This is a genomic window from Chitinophaga ginsengisoli, assembly GCF_003014595.1.
In the GTDB taxonomy this organism is placed as follows: Bacteria; Bacteroidota; Bacteroidia; order Chitinophagales; family Chitinophagaceae; genus Chitinophaga; species Chitinophaga ginsengisoli.
The window spans coordinates 629,723-652,048 of record NZ_PYGK01000002.1; the positions used below are offsets into that span (position 1 = coordinate 629,723).

At 47.3% G+C, this 22,326-nt stretch carries 9 protein-coding genes; 5 read left to right on the forward strand and 4 right to left on the reverse strand.

From position 1 onward, the window contains the following. Positions 1–4: 4 nt before the first annotated feature. The 3 genes from CLV42_RS07145 to CLV42_RS07155 form a co-directional block, all read right to left on the reverse strand. Positions 5–1,225 (reverse strand): DUF418 domain-containing protein, encoded by a 1,221-nt coding sequence (locus CLV42_RS07145; RefSeq protein WP_170117422.1) that lies wholly within the window; start codon positions 1,223–1,225, stop codon positions 5–7. 171 nt (positions 1,226–1,396) lie between these two features. Next, positions 1,397–1,897, reverse strand: coding sequence for an RICIN domain-containing protein (locus CLV42_RS07150; RefSeq protein WP_106601204.1), 501 nt, complete (start codon positions 1,895–1,897; stop codon positions 1,397–1,399). Between the two features lie 22 nt (positions 1,898–1,919). Beyond that, positions 1,920–2,210, reverse strand: a complete 291-nt coding sequence (locus CLV42_RS07155) for a hypothetical protein (protein ID WP_146154328.1) — start codon at positions 2,208–2,210, stop codon at positions 1,920–1,922. Between the two features lie 42 nt (positions 2,211–2,252). Between CLV42_RS07155 and CLV42_RS07160 the strand changes: the two genes are divergently transcribed. Then, positions 2,253–3,284, forward strand: coding sequence for a tetratricopeptide repeat protein (locus tag CLV42_RS07160; RefSeq protein ID WP_106601206.1), 1,032 nt, complete (start codon positions 2,253–2,255; stop codon positions 3,282–3,284). Here CLV42_RS07160 and CLV42_RS07165 read toward each other — a convergent pair. Continuing rightward, entirely contained in the window at positions 3,281–4,498 is a 1,218-nt protein-coding gene (locus tag CLV42_RS07165) for an alginate lyase family protein (RefSeq protein ID WP_106601207.1), read from the reverse strand. The genes CLV42_RS07160 and CLV42_RS07165 overlap by 4 nt on opposite strands. Before the next feature lie 490 nt (positions 4,499–4,988). Between CLV42_RS07165 and CLV42_RS07170 the strand changes: the two genes are divergently transcribed. The 4 genes from CLV42_RS07170 to CLV42_RS07185 all read left to right on the forward strand — a co-directional run bounded on the left by CLV42_RS07170 (position 4,989) and on the right by CLV42_RS07185 (position 22,218). Beyond that, positions 4,989–5,708 (forward strand): hypothetical protein, encoded by a 720-nt coding sequence (locus CLV42_RS07170; protein ID WP_106601208.1) that lies wholly within the window; start codon positions 4,989–4,991, stop codon positions 5,706–5,708. Between the two features lie 40 nt (positions 5,709–5,748). Then, the gene (locus CLV42_RS07175) at positions 5,749–6,474 is read left to right on the forward strand and encodes a hypothetical protein (RefSeq protein WP_106601209.1); all 726 of its coding nucleotides are present in this window, start codon (positions 5,749–5,751) and stop codon (positions 6,472–6,474) included. A gap of 220 nt (positions 6,475–6,694) precedes the next feature. After that, positions 6,695–10,231: a hypothetical protein gene (locus CLV42_RS07180; protein WP_106601210.1), complete on the forward strand. Its 3,537-nt coding sequence runs from the start codon at positions 6,695–6,697 to the stop codon at positions 10,229–10,231. Between the two features lie 41 nt (positions 10,232–10,272). Beyond that, a complete protein-coding gene (locus CLV42_RS07185; protein ID WP_106601211.1) occupies positions 10,273–22,218 on the forward strand; it encodes an Ig-like domain-containing protein in 11,946 nt (3,981 codons plus the stop codon). Positions 22,219–22,326 lie beyond the last annotated feature (108 nt).

Here is a 22,326-nt window from a genome sequence, read left to right on the forward strand (position 1 = left end):
TTAATTAAACGCTTTTGTTAATGCCGCCCTGCCTTCCGTAAGTGAATCTTCGCCATACTGCTTCCAGTGGTCCCATACTATAATACCTCAGCCAGATATTACTGTAGATGACCTGCACTATATAGATCATTAGGGCAAGCAGCAGCGATTGATACAATGTAAGCTTACCTGTAAGTCCCAATCCAAAAGGATAAAACAACAACATACAGATAACTGTTTGGGCAAGGTAATTGGTCAGTCCCAGACGTCCGGCATTGCCGATCCAGCCTGATAAACGTGAGTGGTTGTTATGTAGCAGCAATGTGAGCCCGCCAACATAAACCAATGTTGTCAGCAGCATACCGGTAAAGCGCATGATGTTCGTCAATAGTTGCTCGTATACAGATTTTTCTGGCGAGAAGAAATGTACATCGAGAGAAGAGAGGCTGGCAATTACTTTTGTTGCCAACGCAAAAGGGAGTAAGATCAGGACAGTTCGTTTAATAGCCGGCCGCAATTCGGTTATACGGTGGAAGAAACGTGTTTTACCGGCTATCAGTCCCAGCAGGAACAGCACAAATGTATGCTGATAAGCGTTCAGGTTATTGCGCACTGTTGCAGTCAAACGTTTCATCAGTAGGCCATATTGTGTATCCATAATTTCCCTGAACGTTCCATGTTGAAATGTATTGATAATATGCAGCCTGTCCTGGCTGAATACCCCCTGAACCGAGGAGGGAAGTACCCGTGGAAAGAAAATAGTAGTGCATACGTCCAACAATATGCCAAACAAAAAAATACCCGCTGCCCATTTAATGATAACAGATACTTTCCTGTCATAGAAAAAGATAAGCGGAACACCTAATATCGCGTACATGTGCAATACATCACCAAACCACAACGCGCAATGGATAGCACTAAAGACAAGCATCACCATTAAGCGGCGCAGATACAACCTGCGGCCATTCAGCCCAAGACGTGTATTCTTTTCCAGCATGAGGTAACATCCAAGACCGAAAAGAAAACTATAGATACTATAAAATTGTCCTCTTATAAAGATGTCAAGTAAAAACTGTGTGGGGACAAGCGTAGATGAGTTATCCCAATGCAGTGCCCTCACCTGTACAGGGGTCAGAAAGTCAAACAGTGTATAAACCTGGATATTCATGAGTAATATTCCCAGAAGGGCTATTCCACGTATAGTGTCCAGTAGGGTAATACGTTGCGACGGGTTATAATAGGTCATGGGATTGGGTATTAGCATAGGTCGTGTTCTGAGAGCATCAGGTACTTAAACTAATACTAAGCAAAAAAGATGAAAATCCCTAATAATAGATTTATTTCCTACTCACTTCTCTGGTATCAGCAACTCACCACTATATCTCTTGAAGTAATAAATGCCTGTTCATCCCGACAACTACATCGTTGGATGCTGCTCCCTTAACTTCCACTTCTGAATATCACCATTCTTCCTCGCCTGCAACACTACAGGTTCATCAATCGTTCCATTTTCATCTGCAGGAGTCACAAACAATCCTTTCTTCCTTTGTTTAATAAAAAAAGTATTATTGCCCGCGGGAATAAACTCATACAACTGCTCCTCTGAACCATTGGCAACACTCTGTTCTTCCAGTGTCTTTCCATCAGGTGACGGTCCCAGTGTTTTCTCAGAAAATAAATTCTTCAAGCGGTAAGCCCCATCTTTTGTCTCCTGAAAATCCCAGGTTACACATTTCCAGTTGACAGGGGAATAGGAAACGATCGGTGTGCCATCCTGCCCATTAGCATCTTTTATCCTCAGCACTTTGCCGGTTACGACATTGACAATGGCATAGCTGTTTTCCTTGATCTGTGCGAAAACGGTAGCAGATGCGAAGGTCATTACGACTGCTGCAAGCATTACTTTGTGCTTTTTCATGGTGGTTTTTGTTATTGAGTGTTCAGACGAGAAACTGATCACAATTATATTGAAAAAAGACGTTTAGTGGAGGCGGCTCTTCCGGTATCTTGATTAGTTCCCCTGGAATAATCTGTTTGCAGGCTACTTCCTGATGAAAATGTGCAGTTAGCCCCTCTTTCTGGCCGACTACCCGCAGGATCTCCGTCGCAGAGCGGCCTTTCTTCGCAATTCCCGGGGCTTTGACTGGCCGTGTATCTTTTGTCGCTGCCAATGGCATGGCGCTGCCGATTCTGCCGACAAAAATTACACGAAACAGAAAAAAGCCGGTCATATACTGGATTCGCTGTGGGTTAGCCAGCCTAATCACCCGGGTGTGGTCCATTATATCATCCACAGCTACGATTATCCTACCCTGGCGGCTATGGCGCTACCGGCAGCAAAGAAGTATGCAACTGTTGCACCGTCATCAGCCCATGCGCAGCATATGCCTTCTCATATTTTTGTGCGACTGGGCCTATGGGATGAAAGTATACGTTCCAACACGGTGGCAGTATCCGCAGCAAAGTGTTACGCGGAAGGCGCCGGAATAAAGGGGCACTGGGATGAGGAATTGCATGCTATGGACTATCTCGTTTACTCCTATCTGCAAAAGGGCGATAACAAACACGCTAAAGAACAATGGGATTATCTAAAAACTATCCGGGAGGTATATCCTGTAAGTCCCAAAGTGGTCTATTCTTTTGCAGCTATCCCTTCCCGTTATCTGCTTGAAAACCGGATGTGGTCTGAAGCTGTGAATCTTCAACCGCAGGCAATTGCCGGTGTTGTGTGGGAGAAATATCCCTGGGAAAAGGCGATCATTCAATTCACAAGATCACTTAGCGCAATACACCTCAATCAAATGGATGTTGCGCATGCTGAGTTTCGTATACTGAATCAGTTATATGATACACTTGTCCTAAAGCAAGACGTTTATAAAGCCAACCAGGTACTGGTACAGGTGAAAGCAGCAAGGGCCTGGATAGTGTTTAAAGAGGGAAAAAACGAGGAGGCGCTGAAATCGATGAATGAAGCTATTACCATCGAAGAAACCACTCCTAAACCGCCGGTTACTCCGGGTGAAGTAGTTCCTGCCACTGAGCTGTTGGGCGATCTGCTGCTGGCAATGAACAGGCCTGTGGAAGCACTGGAGGCTTATGAAGTCAACCTGCGCGATCATCCAAAGCGGTTCAATGCGTTATATAGTGCCGGCCTTGCCGCTGAAAGATCAGGCAACAGGGCAAAGGCCGGCACTTATTATCAGCAACTGCTCAACTCATGTAATACGCCCTGGGCGAACCGGCCGGAGCTGACTGCCGCAAAGGCGTTCCTGAAAAAGAATGATGCGTTGCCGGTCAATTATTAATTCCCTATTGTACAGGTTAATGTTCCGTAACCCAGTTGGTCAAATCCTCCGCTGGTGTTACCATAACTACCACCACCGCCTTCAGGTCTCACCTGAGCAGCGAAACGTGCTGTATAAGGCGCGGAAAGGCCTTTACGCTTAACGTAGTGATTATATACCAGTTCCCATACAGGCCGGATGTTACCTCTTGAACCATCGCCGATCACCGTCTGATTAACACCCAGACAGTTCGTATAAGCGGTATAAGGCACATCTTCCATTAGATTGTACTTCGCCACATATTCAGCTCCTTTCAGGAAACGGTTATCGTCATAGCCGTACATATCGTCACCCTGGTTCCAGGTCATTTCACAGAAGGCTCCCATCAACCCTATACCCAACACGGTATGTCCTTGGTCACGGCCACTTTCCTGCCATTGCCCTAATCCATTATCGTGAATATAATAAACAGCATTTTTGATATTGCCGTTACCCGCACCATACTTGAAATACTGTATACCCTCGTTGTAGATACTACGGTCGTCGCAGAGCACGCCGATGGCCGTCACCGAACACATATTGCAAAGGTCCCAGTTGGCATAAAAATGGCCCATGCATCTTTCCCTTCTTGTCAGGAAGGCATGATTGATCGGATAGAAGATATCAAGCATCATATGCTGAAATCTGGCAAAATCTGAAGCTGCCCACCCTTTATAGCTTCTCATGATCTCACCTGCATTGGCAAACTGATAGCCCTGTAATCCTGCACAAAGTACAGAATCATTCGTGCCACTGATCCTTTTCATAGTAGATGACCATGCATTCATGATGGCAATGGCTTTCTTTGCGTATGCTTCATCTCCGGAAACTTTCCAGCGAAGTGCATCTGCATAGGCTGCGGCAATATCATTAAACAGATTTGAATAATTCTCTGCATTTACGCCATCGTATCCCCGGTAGACGATCGAAACGGGATTGGACGTATACGTAAGGGAAGCATGACCATTGGTAGTCAGCCTGTTCCATCCGGACAGCCAGGGTTCAGCACCGGCCGCCACTTTTGTCTTCATACGGGCAAAGTCAGCATCTGTGTGTAACAGTCCGGGATGTACGAACGCGGTGTCATGATCTTTCAGTGGCAGTGGAGCAGTGTAGGTTGCCGATTTGTCTTTTTTACATGCTACGGCAAGTAATAGCCCAAGTGCGAACACGGGCAGGAATAAACTGGTTTTCATTGGTTCAACTGTTTTATGTTATCTATATCAAATCAGGCAAGAGGTTTCTCCTTTATATGGCATATTATGTACTTCGACAGTAGTGCAAATATAATAGAATAAACTAATGAAGCAAGCTATCATGTCGCCCTGGCCACAAATGCAAAGGCATTCACATCAATACGTCCCGTCTTCGGGGAAACACACCAGACGGATCAAGGAGGAACGCTTTTAGGTAATGATACTTATTTGTATAAAAATCAGAACTATCCGCTTATTTCCTTGTTAGGATAGTTACATAGCTGGCACTTGTCAGGTCCTGCTAAACAAAAGCACAGGTTAAACCCTAACATAAGAACAGAACAGTATAGTCACAGGCCCTATTATATCAGACCACAGCAAAGATTAAAAAGGCTACCAGAACAAATAACTATAAAAAACAAAGGCAATCGGGCCAACGAGGCCCCTCAGCGTAGTTTTCCTATATTATTCACACCATAATCATATAACTATGAAAAACGATAAAGTACGCGAGGATACCGGACTTCTTGAACAAACGTCGCCTGCCGATCAACGGTTTGCAGTCGGAATGGATTCAACAAACCTTGATCTCTGCTATGTGGCGGTAACTTTTGTAGATGGAGAAAGCGTAACAGTAAGTTATTCGGGCCTCCCGGGCAATCAGCCGGAGACGTATAAAAATTTTGTAGCTATGTGGGAAAATTCCGTGATCCCCTGGACGGCCCCTCCTGTAGCAAAGGTGCCGATAACACACAACTCACAACAGGGCTCTGTTACAATTGAAGGACTCACCATCAGCAGAAACGCCTATATAGTAGGATATGCCGTAGGACCTGACATAACCGACATCTGTTGCAGCAGCCTCATATCCGCTGGTGGTCTCCTTGCGGCACCGACACAGGTCAGCATCAGCCTGAATTACCTGGGACCGAACGGTATTTCTATCCATTATCAGACACTCGCAGGTTACCTGCCGCAACAATACAACAACTGGATCGGGCTATGGAAAGGATATGCTTCCCCTTACAACGCCCCCACCCCCCTGGCCACCGCAATGATCAACAGTGATGCGAGCGAAGGCACTGTAAATATGGACGTACCACTCCAAACCGATACAAACTATACGCTGATCTACTTTATGGGCAAAGATCGTACGATGGCAGCAGCCATACTCAACTTCAACACATCTGATTCCACCACAGGAATATAAGGTCACCTTCTTCTTTTAATAACCAAAACACCTTCTACACATGGAAACACAAAATCTAGCGGCGCAGAAAGTTCTTGTAGCTGTTCCAACCGAGAACGCACAAACTACAAAACTTACCATCTCCAATGTCTCTGCGGATGAGATTGACGTAGATTATGACACCATGCCCGGTAATCAGCCGAGCACTTATGGCAACTTCCTTGCTATCTGGCAGAATCCTAACTCCGTTCCCTGGAATACGGAGCCCCTCCAGCCCATCTTTTATATACAGACCAACACCCCTTCCGGTAGTGCAGCCTTTACCGGTCTTAATGTAAACAACAACGACTATATTATCGGGTATTCAGCAGGCCCTATTCTTACAGGCGGCGGCAACATCCAGAAGTATGGTAATGTATGCGCTACCGCATATATTCCTAAAGCTTCAGAAGGTGGTACAGGCAACATCTTTACACCTTCCATCTCCGGTATCAATATTGGTACTACCTCTGTCTCTTTCCAGTTCGATCTGCCAGATGGCATTCTGCCACTCACTAATGGCGCCTGGGCAGGATTGTGGAGAGGTGCAAACCCTTCTTTCTACACCGTTGCGCCTCAGTCATTCATTCCGATCTCACTGGATTTCTCCTCTGGCAGAGCTGCATTCAATAATGTAAGCATCGGAAGAGGCCTTACCTACACTATCGGTATTTTCATGAGCGGATACAAGTCAGCTGGTGGCAGCACACAGCGCACACTGGCCTGCTCTGCAAGCTTTACCAATTAATGTCTTACTGATCCCGGACCCGTGCTGCACTGGCAGTGCGGGACCGGGTTTATAATACCGGTATGCCCTTATAACAGCGCTGGTATGATGTTGCTATGTGCTGCTTCCTCAGCAGCATGATAGTGTTATGTGCCTGAAAGGCAGATAGGTTACGGGCCTTGTGCCCGGAGGATGTTCTATACCCTGTCACATATCCTTCATTACATGAAATTCCCACGTCATGGCTTTCTTCAATAAACAATTTATCGACCAGTTATACATCGCAGAAATGAATACAGGCGATGTTGGTTTCATTGCATTTGTATTACCACCCGGCGTCACGACCGGCGTTGATTCAATTGGATTGAAGGAAGCACTGGCCAGTACTACCTATTCGGGAACTTTCGTGTTTGCAGCGTTAGCCCCTGTTATTAACATAGATAATGCCCAGGCATTCGCCAACAGTATATACGGTGTATTGAACAGGTCTGGTGCCACCCGCGCTTTTATCTGGCTGCAGGATAATGCCAACATCAACGCTGATACAGCTCCCCTGATGGGCATCAGTATCGATGGTACTGCCATCAACAGCGGACTACTGGCGCCGCTTACGACCAGTCTCTCACTTACCGTAGCCAGCGGTATGGCTCTCAGCTGGCAGGACGACACGACCCTGCTGCTCGACGGCTCCTTATACAATTACACGATCGGCTTCTCTGGTCCGTCTACCCCACAAACCCGCAAACCGAATACAGGTACCATCGCATTCACCGGATCACTCAGAGGTACTATCCAGTTTTTCATCAGCATACAGCGATTGTCGTTATACAATAACTTTCAATGGGGCTTCCAGTCATTATATCCCATACAGCAACCCAACCGCACGGCTATCTCCGAATGGCTGCCACTGGCGGATATAACAACAGGAGCGGGAGATTTCATCGGATTTAATACCAGCATAGATCCTTCCGATGTATATAACACAGCGTACGACCCATGTAATACCGGCGCTTGTACCATCAGTGGTAGCTACGCCAGCAGACGTACCTGGTTTAACTTCGCCGGTACCAACACGACAGATGATTCACCTACCATACTGGCCTCTTTCTTCAGAACAGTATTTGGTGCTGCTGTCGACCTGCTGCCAGAGATATCAGGTCCTGATACATTACCCGCGAGGCTTGTATTTGCCAGCGGCGAATATACCTCACCTGCTACGCAAAGATTTTTAGTTACTCCGGAAGGAGACTTCACCATACAGATACCTGCTGCCACAGGAGGTCCCCAATACCTGATAGGCGGCCTCCAGGGCACCGAATTCTTCAGCGTTACGCCGAAAACAAGCACTACCAATGGCGACAAATTCCGCTTCCTTTCCAATCAGCCTGCTTATGCACCTAAGTTCCCGTTTGAAACAGCATCGCCGGTAAAAACACCACAAGACCCTAACGCGCCACTGCTTGACAATACCTATTCTTCTGCATGGGCAACACTCGTTGCCGGTGAAGGCAATACTATTTACTACATCGCACAACCCAAAGGGTCTGCATTATTCGGCAGCGATGGCATCATTACACCAAAATATATCGACCTGTTTGGTCATACTGTTCCCGGCTTTACCTATGAGACAAATGATGTTGTTACCTTCCCTATTGTGCCTTATTATGGCATAACAGCCGGTGATGGCATCAACTCTTTTTCACAGCAGCAGATCGTCACCTTTGAAGAACAGGTATTAAGTCCCACACGAAGAAAAAACGTAGGGAAGCGCTCTACTTCCAACTCTCTATTATCTGGCGCCAGAATGCTGGAGGGTGGATCGCAGCAAACATCTACAACACCATCCGGCCTACTGGCAACGATCACTACCTTAGACAAGCAAATACAGTGGAACGAGGTGCTGTTGGGACAGAACCAGGATAACGGCACAGACTATTTCCTCCAGTTCGTGAAGCCGAAGGAAGAACTGGTAGAAGCACTGCAAACAGGCGACCTGATGCTTGTAGTGGCCAATGCGGAATATCTCGGACAGCTGAATGGCACTGATCCTGACGAGGCATCCTTCTCAAACAAAATGGGGATCGGCAGCTGGGAGATGACCGCTAATGTAGGCCAACAGAATAAATACAATGACTACCGGAACGTCATGATCATCAAAGCCAAAAAGGGGAAGCTGTACGATCCCGTTGTCACCACGAATAGTCTACTCGCCAATCCTTCCAAGTGGACGCAGAAAGACCTGTTTGCCTCACCTACCAATACCAGTGATGACGGCACCATATCACCACCCGACAATGATCAGCTGGTGATACTTTCACAATGGCTGCAGAACTACTTTAAACAGGCCCTCGCGCAAGGCGACAATGAATACTTTGCGAAGTTCAATACCATTGCACAGGACGAAAACTGGACTGGTATCCTGTTCTTACGTATGGACATCAGCAAGCTTCCGAAGAATCTGGCCGGCATCATGGCGGGTGTAACAGATCCTGCTGCATTTAATGCACATCACCTGGCAGTAGAGATAAGCCCCGTAAAGAAAAGCGGCGCCAATGCCGCGCTGGATCAACCCAGCACCATATTTGGCCTGATCTATTATGTCGATCCTGATTTTACAGACGATGGTTCCGACACTACTATTGCACCTGTCACCGCTACTACTTACGACTTCCGGCTGCTCTCCCTGAAAGTACTGTTTGAGAACACCTCCGTACAGCGCTTCGAAAGCCTTGCCCAGCTCACCGTTACTGAATTACTGCAGATGCCTGTAACTGGTATGGGTGTTGCCGACAATGTCTATCACAATATATTACTGAAAGGAAGTCTGCAGATAACAGACGACCAGACCTTGTATAACCTTTCCAGTCAGGGCGATAATACCTTCTACTTCGATAATAATATTATTCAGAAAATACAGATCTCAAACGTCCTGCTCAGCACACTCAACACAGATAAGAACGGGAATATACAGTCCTGGTTTGGCATGAGTGGTTTTATTGACTATTATGTTGTCGGCGATGAGACGACCCCGTTATTTGATATTTTCTCCTTCGGTAATAAACTTGCTGATGATCCTGATAATCCGAGGACTATTGAAGACAAACCCAACATGGGGCTTAAGTTCAATAATCTCGGCATATCCATGGACTTCCCGGCATCTGATCCTATGTCAAAAGCAATGGCACTGGATGCTACGCAGATCAGCTTTGATACCAGTCATAGTACACCCAGGGACGGTAGCATCTATCTCAACTTTGCACTGGACCTCCAGGGGTTGGTCATTGCAGCACCGCTTACTACTTTATCTGATAAAGGCTATCTGCCCGTAATACCCGACCTGGCACTGAATGATGTTAGCGCTGACAGCTGGTATGCCCTGCGCTTCAAATTAAATATGGGAACACCGGGAGAACTTGCCGGTAAGATCAGCCTCGATTCCTACCTGCTGATAGCGTGGTCGCCCAACAGTCAGGGCGATACCTATAAAGCATCTGTCGGCTTATCACTACCGGGCGCAGGTGGCGGAGGAAAGCTTATCAGTTTACAGAGTGTGATGAAACTATCAATAGGACAGATACGGCTTGCTTATGATACGTCAAAGACCTCCTTCCTACTCATGTTTACAGAAATAGCATTGCAGTTTTTGGGCATGCTGAAAGTACCACCAAATGGTTCCACACTGTTCTACCTGTTTGGTAATCCCAACTCCGGCGGCAAAGCGAGTGGACTTGGATGGTATGCCATGTATAAGAAAAAAACAGCATCCGCAACAGTATAATAGCAGGCAATAAAAAACGCTCACTTCTAATAATTCATACAATGGGCTCATTTCAGGAATTAGTAGCCATTTTCACCCAGGCTATAGATGTACGGGATGATCATACCGATAGTGCAATTGCAGACATTCTCAATGTTATTAAGGAAGAACCGGCATTGCGCTTTTATGTGGATGGTTCGCTCAACTTCGGGCACCAGGCTACAACGGTCAACATCATGAAGCGTATCATTAATGCAACGGAATACGCGGGAAGCATCGTCGTATACTATGCCGGTGGATCCGATACTGCAAAGAAACTGGCTATCCTCTTGCCTGATCTGAACCCTGACAACATTAATGAAATAAAGATCACTTACGGTACCTGCCAGGACATTACGTTCAAGCCTTTCCCTGTCACTGTTGAACCGTCGCCCATCAGGTTCGGCTTTACCGGAGGTGCCGACACGATGGCCACTAATTTTGCAGCGCAGCTGAAAGTTGAATACTTCTTAAGACTGGAGCCCTATCTCTGGGAAATGCTTAATAATTATAACGTCACCAGCGCGGTACAGACGGGCGACAGTGCAGATAAATTTAATCTCTCAAGAGAGTCCCTACAGTTCAACAGTCTTGCGTATAAATTCACGAAGGACTCTGTTGCCAGTGTAACACCAGGCGTATGGACATGGTACACAGCACAGACTTTCAATACTGATCTGGCAACACGTACTAAAAACGTGAAGGCAGTCTACGACAATTATTGGGGCGCATCATCTGCCATGAGCCTATGGCCGGTTTACGGGCTGCACCAGTTTAAGGAAGATGCTGGTGAGATGAGCCTGAACCTGGTATTATCGGCGCTCAAGGTGATACAGTCGGTCAACAAACCACTGGTCCTGCTGCATTTCAGCGATCCTGCAAGAGCTGACATCTTCCAGTACCTGGACGCACTGAAAGACGATATCAATAATAGCATCAAAGCCCTGACCAGCCTTAAAAAAGCGATATCAGCCACATATATCGACGTCGATATGTTTGCGGCATATGCTCCGGCCAACCTGAATGCGTTAATTAACAAATTAACGGAGTATGTGACGCCTGCTATTGACAATGCGTACAAGCTCACCCTGCTGAAAGGTTATGACGATGGACATTATGTTGATATATCCGCGGCGATCACCAGCGCGCTATCCAGTGCAGATAACAAACAGATCATCGTGATCTCCATCGGTTCCGTACCGCAGGATGTATATAATTATTTCTATGGAAATGCTACCCTGCCCGGTATATTTGAAGGACAGGGAACCTCCAGCCTGGTGATCAGCCTGGGCAGGCCATTTATGCAGGTTCCAAAGAAAGGCATCAATGACGCCACCAATTATCCATCTACACTCGCAGCCAGCAATTACGACAGTATTGCACAAAACTGCAAAAAGTGGGTAACCGCATTGAGAGATCTTTCCTTTGATACGTACCTGAGAAAGAAAGCGCCCGCTCTCCCTCCTGTTTATCTGCAACAGCTTGACATTATAACATCTTCTACCCTCGCATCGATCGATTCATCTAAAGACCTCTATCGCTACTTCATCGCCCTGGGTGTTTACTACCAGGAAGATATACACGACAAACTGATGATGGGACTAGTGGGATTAAATTCTGTGGCATCCGGCAGCGAAACAAAAGCCTACTACACAGATCAACTGGGTGTTGCGAAAAGAGCATCAGATTCACTCACCCTACGGCATCGTAGTGACCGGCTCAGCGAGCGTTTCACCTCATCAGGAAATAATGGAGGCGACTATGCTGAGGGACCGGATGTTGCAGAAGGGGAACCAGACACACTTACGCTACAGGAAGTATATGATCAGCTGATTACTGCATGGTCTGACGGTAGTATCAACCTGCTGAACGCCCTTCCTAAAACTTATTTCAGCAACTTCTTTGCCAAGGTGACCGGCAATATATTTTCCATTACAGTGCCAAAAGAAAATATCGTTGCAGAAAAGAATGGTGAAGGTACTATTACCAAAGTGACAGTTTCGGGCGCCACTACCATATCATTCCTGGATATAAAAATGAACATAACACTGGTTTATACAGCGGAATCCGGGCCGGTGATCACCCAGGTGACAGCGGCGGCAGACCAGGTATGGACCATCGACAATATACCCTGGATACTGTTCAAAAACCCTGGCTTTACGATGAAAGTAAACGAGGGTGGTTTCCCCGTACAGGGAGGTATATTGGGTACCATAGACAGTAATGGTACGAGCATCGGTCTGCAGATAGAATACCCTGTAGGAGATAGGACCTGGATGCTTTCTGCAGCTTTTGCCGGAAACTATCCCGGTATTGCAAGCATCTACCAGGCTGCGGGAGGTGTTAACCTCGTGCAGTCATTACCAATACCACTCAATCAGCTGGCCGGTTTCGGCCTGAAGGAGGTACAGCTGATGTATAACTCCAGCACGCTCAGCTTCGATTATATGTCGTTTGAAATGACGACGAACAGCCCATGGACCATTTCACAAAATCCGCTGTTCACCATTTCACCTACTATTGATGTCAGCATTTATAATGTGGCCGATGTCAATAATCGTACTACAAACTTCCTGGCTACAGGGTCATTTGTCATTGGCAATGGCACCATTACCATGGTGGGCGGATATCCTGATTTCTCCATGTACGGCGGTCTTACCGATGGTACAATCCAACTTAGTGACCTGCTGGCATTGTTTGGCGGCGAATTAAACCTGGCCACTTCAGTTACGGAGTTCAATTACAATTATGCTCCTTCTCAGAAATATTACGAGATAGATGCCCTGCTGGAACCTGACAAACCATTGAATATAGCGGGGATATTCAGCATTAATAATCTCAGCTTCAATGTTAAGAGTAATAACTCCACCAACACGGTATTCCTGGGTGGTCAGATCACCGTATTGCCTGACTCGGCAAAGATCGTGATGGAGCTGAGTGGTCTCTATGCCACAAACAAAGGCTGGACATTTGCCAGCAAACAGACCTCCGGTGCGGTAAAGATCGGAGATATGCTGACGTATTACATCGGCGGTAGCTGGGCGCCTCCGGAACAGTATAACTACGGTATTGACGGGCTTTCATTCACGATCAACACAGCCACCTCCTATTGGGAATTTGCTGCAAAAACAGCCGGCAAATGGAACATCGAATTCCTTGGCCTGACGGCTGAGGGCAAGGCACAGATAGGATATGGAAAGAAAACAGATGATGCAACCGTAGGCAACTACGGCGCTATCTCAGCAGATCTCACCTGGAATAAGATCAATATCACTGCCTTTTATAATTTTAATCCCGACTACCAGGCTTACGGTATTACCTGGGGTATACTTACCGGCGAGGTAGAAACAAAGACCGTCGATGGAAAACCTCACCAGATTGCCACATTAAAATTCAAAGACACCACTACTATAGGAAGCCTGGTGGAAACAATGGTTTCCTGGGCTACCGGCTCCGCTTTTGGACTAGCTTCACCGTGGAATGTGCTGAACAGCATTCCACTTAACAATCTTTCACTGATATACGACTTTACTGCCAACAAAGTCAGCTTTGCCGTTAACATTGGCCCAATCAATCTGGGCTTCGTTACCATCAAAGGCATCAGGGTTTCCTACAACAGTAAAGACCCCGATGACAACAATAACGGCGTGATCGTTACCCTCGACGCAACGGCTGCATGGGGAGGAGACATCCCCAGCTGGAATGCAGCCAAACCTGAAACCACTCCGGCACCTCCCGGACAGGGCAACAAATACCTGGACCTACGGATGCTCGCATTAGGGCAACATGTAACACTCGACTGTTTTAAAACAGCAGATAATGTACAGGCAGCTATTGCCTGTATGACTGCATTACCGGAGACCGATCCCGGGAAGATACCTGATATACATTTTGATGCCAACAGCTCCTGGCTCACCGGCATGGATTTTGGCCTGCTGCAGCTGGGTGGAGATAAACCCAATGCAGTGGCACTGGCAGTAGCAACAGCCGAAGCTACCCAGTACTTTATTACCATGCAGATCATATTTAACGATCCTAACCTATATGCATTACGTCTTGCACTGGAAGGTGAGCCCGCGAAGATCTTCAAGGGGTTAGACTTCCAGATCATGTATAAAAAGATCAGTGATAGTGTAGGTGTGTATCAGGCAGAGATTGTATTGCCAGATGTGATGCGCAAGATCAATATGGGACAGTTTAATATTACGCTGCCTGTATTTGGTATTGCAGTATTTACAAATGGCGACTTCCAGGTAGATATCGGCTTCCCCTGGAAGGAAGATTTCTCCCGCTCCTTTACCTTCCAGACGCTTATCTGGACACCTGTAGGCATACCTATCCCGGTAATGGGATCCGCCGGCGTTTATTTCGGTAAGTTATCCAGCGCGACTACCAACAGGGTGCCTGCTGCCACCAATGGTACCTTTAACCCGGTGTTGGTATTTGGCTTCGGTATACAGTTTGGCTTTGGCTATTCCTTCGATGCAGGTATACTCAAGGCAGGATTCAGTCTTACTGCCGTGGCTATACTCGAAGGTATACTAGCCAAATGGAATCCTTACCAGATCACCGATGGCAGTGGTAACAACACACAGCTGGAAACGTCTTATTACTTCTGGTTCCGCGGTACAGTAGGTATCATGGGTAAGCTGTATGGCTCGGTAGATTTCGCTATTGTGAAGGCAGATGTGGACATCGCTATCAGCCTGCTGGTGCAGATCACCTTTGCGCCATATGAGCCGATAGAGCTATCCCTGACCGCATCCGTAAGTGTGTCGCTCCGTATCACCATCAACCTGGGGCTTTTCAAGATAAAGGTCAGCTTCAGCTTCTCAGCAAGGATACAGGAAAGTGTTACCATCAAGGCTATTGGCGGTACAGCACCGTGGACCACCACAGAACAGCTGCAGCTGCTGAATGCCGGCGTTACTGTTTTGCAAAGAAGAAGCAGAAGACTATATTACGACCAAAAAGAATTGATGGCCGTACGAGATGCACTCAACCCTGTCTGGTCCAACTTACAAAAGGCAGCAGTTCCCGCTCCGCTGACCGCATATGCAGGACTTGGCCTTACCATGGCAGGAGATAACGCCAACACGGTATCTCAGCAACTGGCATGTTATATTGCCATGCTCTTTATTCAGTCGGTACCGCCACCACAGGATGATAAGGAAAACGGTAAACTGAAGGCCTATGGTGCAGGCAACGATACCTCGTTTGAGTTGTTAGGCAAGCAGGTATTCCGCTGGGCGATCGCCGCTATACAATCAGGACCAGTCACCAGTGAACAGGTGGATGCCGCCATTGTAACAGACCTGCAACTTGCAGCGTTGCTTGACTACCTGAGTGATACCGCCAATCCGACACCGATCACTCCGGAAGAAGTAAGTGCATTTATGGCTAACCAGTTTACACTTACTGTGAATGCACCTGATGCCGGAGAAACAGATGCCACTTATTTTCCTGTTCCGCCGGAAATGTTGCTGACACTGCCGGATTATGGTACAGACTATAAAGGCATTTCCTATGACTTTGGCGCGTATAACAGTACCTCCACTTCTTATACCGAATACCTCAGGCAATACTTTAACGAACTGGCAGTACAGGTAGAAAAAGAAGAGAACGCAGGTAACCTGAAAGCGCTTATCATGGATGATGCAGGAGGTCTATCTATGGCCAGCTTCATCTACAGCGATTACTTCCTGCTGATATGCCGGCAGATGCTGCAATCAGCAAGAGAGTCACTCAAAGACTTCAAATACTATCTGCAGGATAATCAGACAGTCAATGATATTGTTAACTGGGTCAATCAAAAAGCAGGTACAGACCTCTATACAGTTGAAGCCCTGTTTACAGACAACGTTTCAGCACCGCTGAACGCAGGTAAAACACTGCGTATAACCGGCAGCTCCTATATTGTACAGGCAACAGACACATTCGACAGTATCGCCGCGCAAGCTATATTCTACAATGGCTTTACTGGTAAGGAACTGGCGACTATGAATCAGGCTACGGCCAATACATTGTCGGCGGGTGTGACAATCAGTTACCCGGAGAAAGCGCCTTATAAAACATTGGCAGGACAATCATTGAATGATGTAGCGCAGGCCATAGGTGTATCGGTAGGCGACCTGATTAACAATGGTAATATCACAAACCTTGCAGGCTTATTGCTGCCTGTTGCCACATTGGCTATTCCTTCATTCAATAGTACAACAGCAGCCGATGACACACTGAACAAGATTGCGTCCAAATACAATCTGACGCAACAACAACTGGCAGCTCCTGCGGAAAACGGTACCATCACAGACCTCTTTGATAAAACGGTGACCGGCTATATCAATATCGCCAACCTGCAGCAATTCCAGGTGGGTGAGCTGATCAACGAAATACAGGCTACAAACGGTCTGCAACATCTGTCAGGTATGACTTCCCGCTACTATATGGCAGGACTACGGCTTCCGACAAATGGTATTACGCCAAACTATCCGGGTATGTGGGTGACAGATAATGGAGGCGTGTTGTCATTGCCTGCTTATGCAGGTCTGTATTCCCTGACAGGACAACAATTCCAGCTACCCAATCTCGACACTGACAATTTCGATATCCAACTATCCAAAACAGCAGCACTGAGCTGGCTATCATTCTCCGGCGATAATCCGGATCAGATGGTATTGCCACTGGTGCCGGGTTCCTACGCTGCTCAGCAGATCAGTGCTGTGAAGGGATATGCTACCAGCAATGTTCTGGATATAGTGCTTTCTTCATTAGGTGCGCAGGATGCCTTTATCACAAAAGCAGCTGCCTATCCGTTCACGGCACAGATCAGCTGGAACAGTGCGTCGGCCTTTACCATGCCTTACGGAGGAAACGCCGGAGGTGTACCTGCACTGAGCTTGTGGCAATTACCGGACACACTACTGCAACTACCTGATCCACAGACACGCATGGTGAATCCAAGGGTAAAAATGCAGATAGGACGGTATGATGAAGCCAGTCGTACTATGGTCAATACCCCTGTTACTTACTATGGTTATGGATCACTGGTTTCCTTTACCATTAAGAAAGTACCGGTAGTTACTGACAGTCCGAATACATTGACCACTTATGAGATCATGGGCGCTGATGGCAGCAATGTAGAAGTGCTGGAAAAAATGGTCAGCGGTGTAGGCAATAACAATGGGTTGATCAGTACATTGACAGTTGCCTATAGTGTTGATGCCAACGGTACTACCACACAAGGTATCCAGACAGATGCGCTCAACAGTCTGACGATGGGTATTGCACAGGTGAACCTATCTACAGAAACCCGTCCTGATACCAGCCTTGGTACTATCTCCCTGTTGGCAGCACAACAGGAGTCAATGGTATTGCTGAATGAACCGACAGACTTCATCCGTTTGCTCTGGCAGGCAAGCATCACAAGAGGTGGTGGCTACTACCTGTATTACTATAATTCCGGTAGCAACAGCGGTCTGCCTGACAGGATATTCAACGATAATAATGAGGCTACCATTTCATTGCTGGTGTTATATACAGCGCCTGCGGATGCGGCATTACAGAATAATGTCACCAACTATATGAACGTGCTGGCTACCGGTGAAGCGATCGATACATCACATGCTGTATTGTTTGCAGAAGCCAATCCGTACCAGCGTAATCTGCCTTCAGACAGTACACAGACATTATCCGACCTGGCATACAAATATTATGGTAATGTAGCCGACATCGTTACAGACAATCAAACCCTCGCATTAAGAGCAGGAAAGGCTTTGCGGATAGATGAAGGTGTGTATGAAGTAAGACCTGAAGGACGCGCTCCGGGTGGTAACCTGAATGCGATCGCTACCTATTTTGGCACAACGGCTGACGCTATTAAAGCGGCAAATCCTTTACAGACAAGCTGGCCTGATGTATTACCGTTGTACACAGCGCTTTATCTGCCGATACTTACAATAACTGTAGGCACCAGTAACGGAGGAAATACGTTTGAGAGTATTGCTTCTTACTATGGAGAAGAACTGGCAGCATTAGGAGGCAAGAACCAGGAAGTAGCAGGCATCTTTGCCGACAATCAGCAGATCATCATTAAAGGAGGACCAGATATCCGTACATCTACTGTAGCACCGGGAGTGGCCGGCATTGCAGCAGAACGTCCGGTACCTGCAGCTGTACCTGATAATCCTACCGACCAGGATTATGGTATGCTCTTCCTGCTTAATACCTACAACATGTTATCTTACCAGGTGGCGGAGAATAATTACTTCGCCACCAGTAACCTGGGACTCCCTGCTACACCATCGGGAGAAACAGAAGATCAGGATACCAACGACAAGATGAGTTATCCGAAAGCATTGGCCGAAGGCGATACCTGGAGCTATACACAATCCATCCCATACAGCCGTTTCGCGAAGAATGTTGTATTGACAGCCGGCGCAATGCCCGATCAGGCTAACAGCCCATATCGCGGTCTGGGAGGTCTGCTGCAGATAGACTATGCATGGCAGGATCTCTATGGTAACCGTATCATTACGACACTATCTCAGCCATCTGGTAATAGTCAGCTGAATATGCCGCCAATGCTTACCGGCTATACCGATGCCATCATAGGACTGAACCAGTGGCCTTCCGTTGCAGCATCCTGGGAAGTGAATGCAGACAATGCCCAACAACCACAGCTGCAGTTGAACCTCTCATTCGGCGACAGCTATTACCAGGGCCTCATGTGGGCCAGGGCTGCGGGTGCTACCAGCATCACAGGATGGTTTACCGAGCCATTGGATGCAACATCTGCTATCAACCCGGCCAACTACAGCCTGGACCCCGGTATCAACATCAAGGGTATCTCCCTGGGGGCAGATAAACAGACAGTAACAATACAGGTGGATAATGTACCTGAAAATCTGTTGGTGACATTAAGCATCAACAATATCAGCAATGCCGACAACACGCAGACGTATACAGGCATTGCACAGTTCAGCTATCCGGATGTTCCGCAGGAAGCTACCTCAACGATCATTGAACAGGCGAAGAAAGACATGGCTGTATATGAGCAGTTATGGTACCAGTTGACAGATCCTAATGGCATTGCTTATACGGTAAATACCACACTGCTGCAGCAAGGCTATACGCTTACTACGGCCCAGGTGTCAGGCCTGGTGAATGTCTGGATCTCTTCTATCTATCTGTTCCTGGAAAACAGGTCGCAGGGCCTCACAGCGGTACAAGCACCTGCTGCAACACACCTGCTGACCTTTGCTATAGATACTACCAATCTGAACCCGGAACAGATCTTCCGCCTTGATCTCAGCTTCACGATAACCCGTAGCAGGAATGCGGCAGCAGGTGATCTTGAAACTACAGGAGGCATATTGCAGGCGGTAACGGAAGTAGCACCGCTCGCTGATACATCAGGAGGTACTACACATAGCCTCAATACCTTTGCAGCACGGTTTGAAGCGGCACTATTGCAGGCCGGTAAATACGCACTGCGTATTGCAACAGGTACTGACCGTGAAGATGCAGGTAACAATAAAGAAACATGGGCAGTAAGACTGGGGCTGGATAAAAACAACCTGTCACCAATAGCATACAACATCAATGATCCTGCTGACCCGGATATGTTCGCACCACGACCGATATCGAATAAGCTGGAATCACGTCAACAGGTGCCTATCTATAACTATTCTGAAAAAACAGGTATAGATTTCAATACGCCGTCCTCTTATGTTGATTTTACCGGTATTGATATGGACCAGTGGGGTAATCAGTTCTTCAGCAGCATAGATAATGTATTGTCGCCCGAATTTACCGCAGCCATTCAGCTGGTAGACAACAAAAAGCAGACAACTTACCTGGAAGATCTGCTGGCCAATAAAGAAGCACTGGCGGATATTGTGAAGGAGTGGATGATACCGGTTTTCAAAGATGAAACTGCGAACGCCGATGCTGTAAAAGAAGCATTTAAACAGTCGCTGCTGGTGAAATTGGGCAATGCCTATACAACACAGGCAGCCCTCCAGTTCCATGCAACAGTAAGTGCGGATGCTACCGCAGATATAGCACCACGTCTTTACGGCAGTATCAACAGGAACTTCAAGTTTGAAGGCGCCATGGCAGATACGGCAGACAAAACTATCGTATACCTGGCATTCACCAATCCGCCAGACCAGACAGCTGCCAATACCAGCAGTAACTTTACGCTAAGTGATGGATTGACGGTGAACAGCTCCGGCATAGATACCCGCAATAACAGGAGGGTGAAACTTCAGCTGAGTGGACAAGTCAATCCTGGCAGCACACAGGTAACAATAAACGCTGGCTTTAAGGATATGACCGGCAATATTGTAATGCCGCCGCTTACCAAGGTCGTGCAAACAGAGATCAATGAAGGGAATAACAGTGACTCTATTACGCTGACTTCTACCAAGCTGGCCCTGGCAACAAGCAACTCGGCTACATTGCCGTTCCTGATCTCATCACCGCAGATTGTGAGAGGCAGTAGTAATGAACTATTACCTTATGTAGATCTTGACCTCAGCTTTGCAGGCAGTTCCATCGAACATCAGATCAGTACTTTACCAAACATTGAAGGATATGAGGCCTCTACATGGCTAAGCTTTGTCACACCACTATCCATCAATGACAGTCCGCTGACCAGCGATCTGGGTAAGATGCAGGTACCGATGCCAATACGCGAATTCCCGGTAGCGCCATCCATGGTTAATCAGTCAGGAGAAGCCAGCGTTCCACCGGATGCGTCCAACATCAGTCAGTTGCTGAACTGGAACTATAATATTGCGTATGCTTTGGCGATACATTATCCGCAGGATCAGCTGGACTTTACCATCAATTTCAATGTAGCAGACAAACCTGATGCAATGCTGTTGGGCATTGAGGATGCCTTCCCGCAGCTGGCAGAGTTTATCACGGTCTCACCGTCAGTATATACTGTGTTGGAAAAACAACTTACACAGGTAACGGCAGGCACCGCCGATGACGATCCGCTGTTGAATACAGTGTCTACTGCGCTTGCTTCCTATGCAGCGCTGGTATCGCACATAGTTGATGCCTCCAAAGGCAGTATGCTGGCAATGCCACCAGGCAATATGCGCTATACCAGTACGGATGTATTGCCTTATACCTTCTATATACAGGAGGGATCGGCGACGATAGATGATGTACAGGCGCTTATTGTATCGGTACATGGCCTGCCGCCGGAAGGCATCGGGCAGCCGCTTGTGGACATCAAGGGCTACGAACGCCAGGCATATACAGATGTTTGTACAGGTGATTACTGTTACTATTATACAAAAGACGGACAACCATTACCTGCCGCCACAGGACAGGTAATACAGGACAGAACGGTGATCATTCCGACGATGAATATTCTTGCGCGACAAGATGCTGCAACTACCGCATTCATCCGGCGGAATGTAGAACTGGTGCCTGGTAAGGTGAGCAGTGAACCGTTCATATATACAACGGGTACGGTAGCGTTCTCCAACCCCTACCACCCTACTACTGACACCGATACACCGGTAGATATATCAACGATCAATGCCCCGTCCGGACAACATAATTATGCATCACTTACCACACAGCTCACCAACCTGTTCGATGCGTTGCTGCAGGAAAACTCCCAGGATACCGTCAGCTTCCTGATGAGTTGTCAGTATACCTACCAGCTGAATGCCAGCACGGCGAATATAGGCCTGCCGGTGATCATGCAGCCGATACAAAGTATCCAGGTAAAACCTGGTGCTACTACCGGCGACAAAAAACTCGCAGATATGATTGCAGATTGGGCGGGCAGTATCGGAGTGTGGTATAAGAGCCAGCAACCAGCAACTACCAATGCGGCGTTCTGGTTCGACCTGACGATTTTCTCTAACCTTACCCAGCAGCCATTACCACTTGTAAGGCTGAGGTCTTTAAATCTGGGTGTTCAGTATATCACAGAGATGTAGACTCGACTAGCTATCTGGGGCCGGCGTGAGATGGATGATCTTGCGCCGGTATTTTTTTGATGGTATGGTATAAACGACTGGCAAAAAGCGGGCCTCACTCCCGCTAAT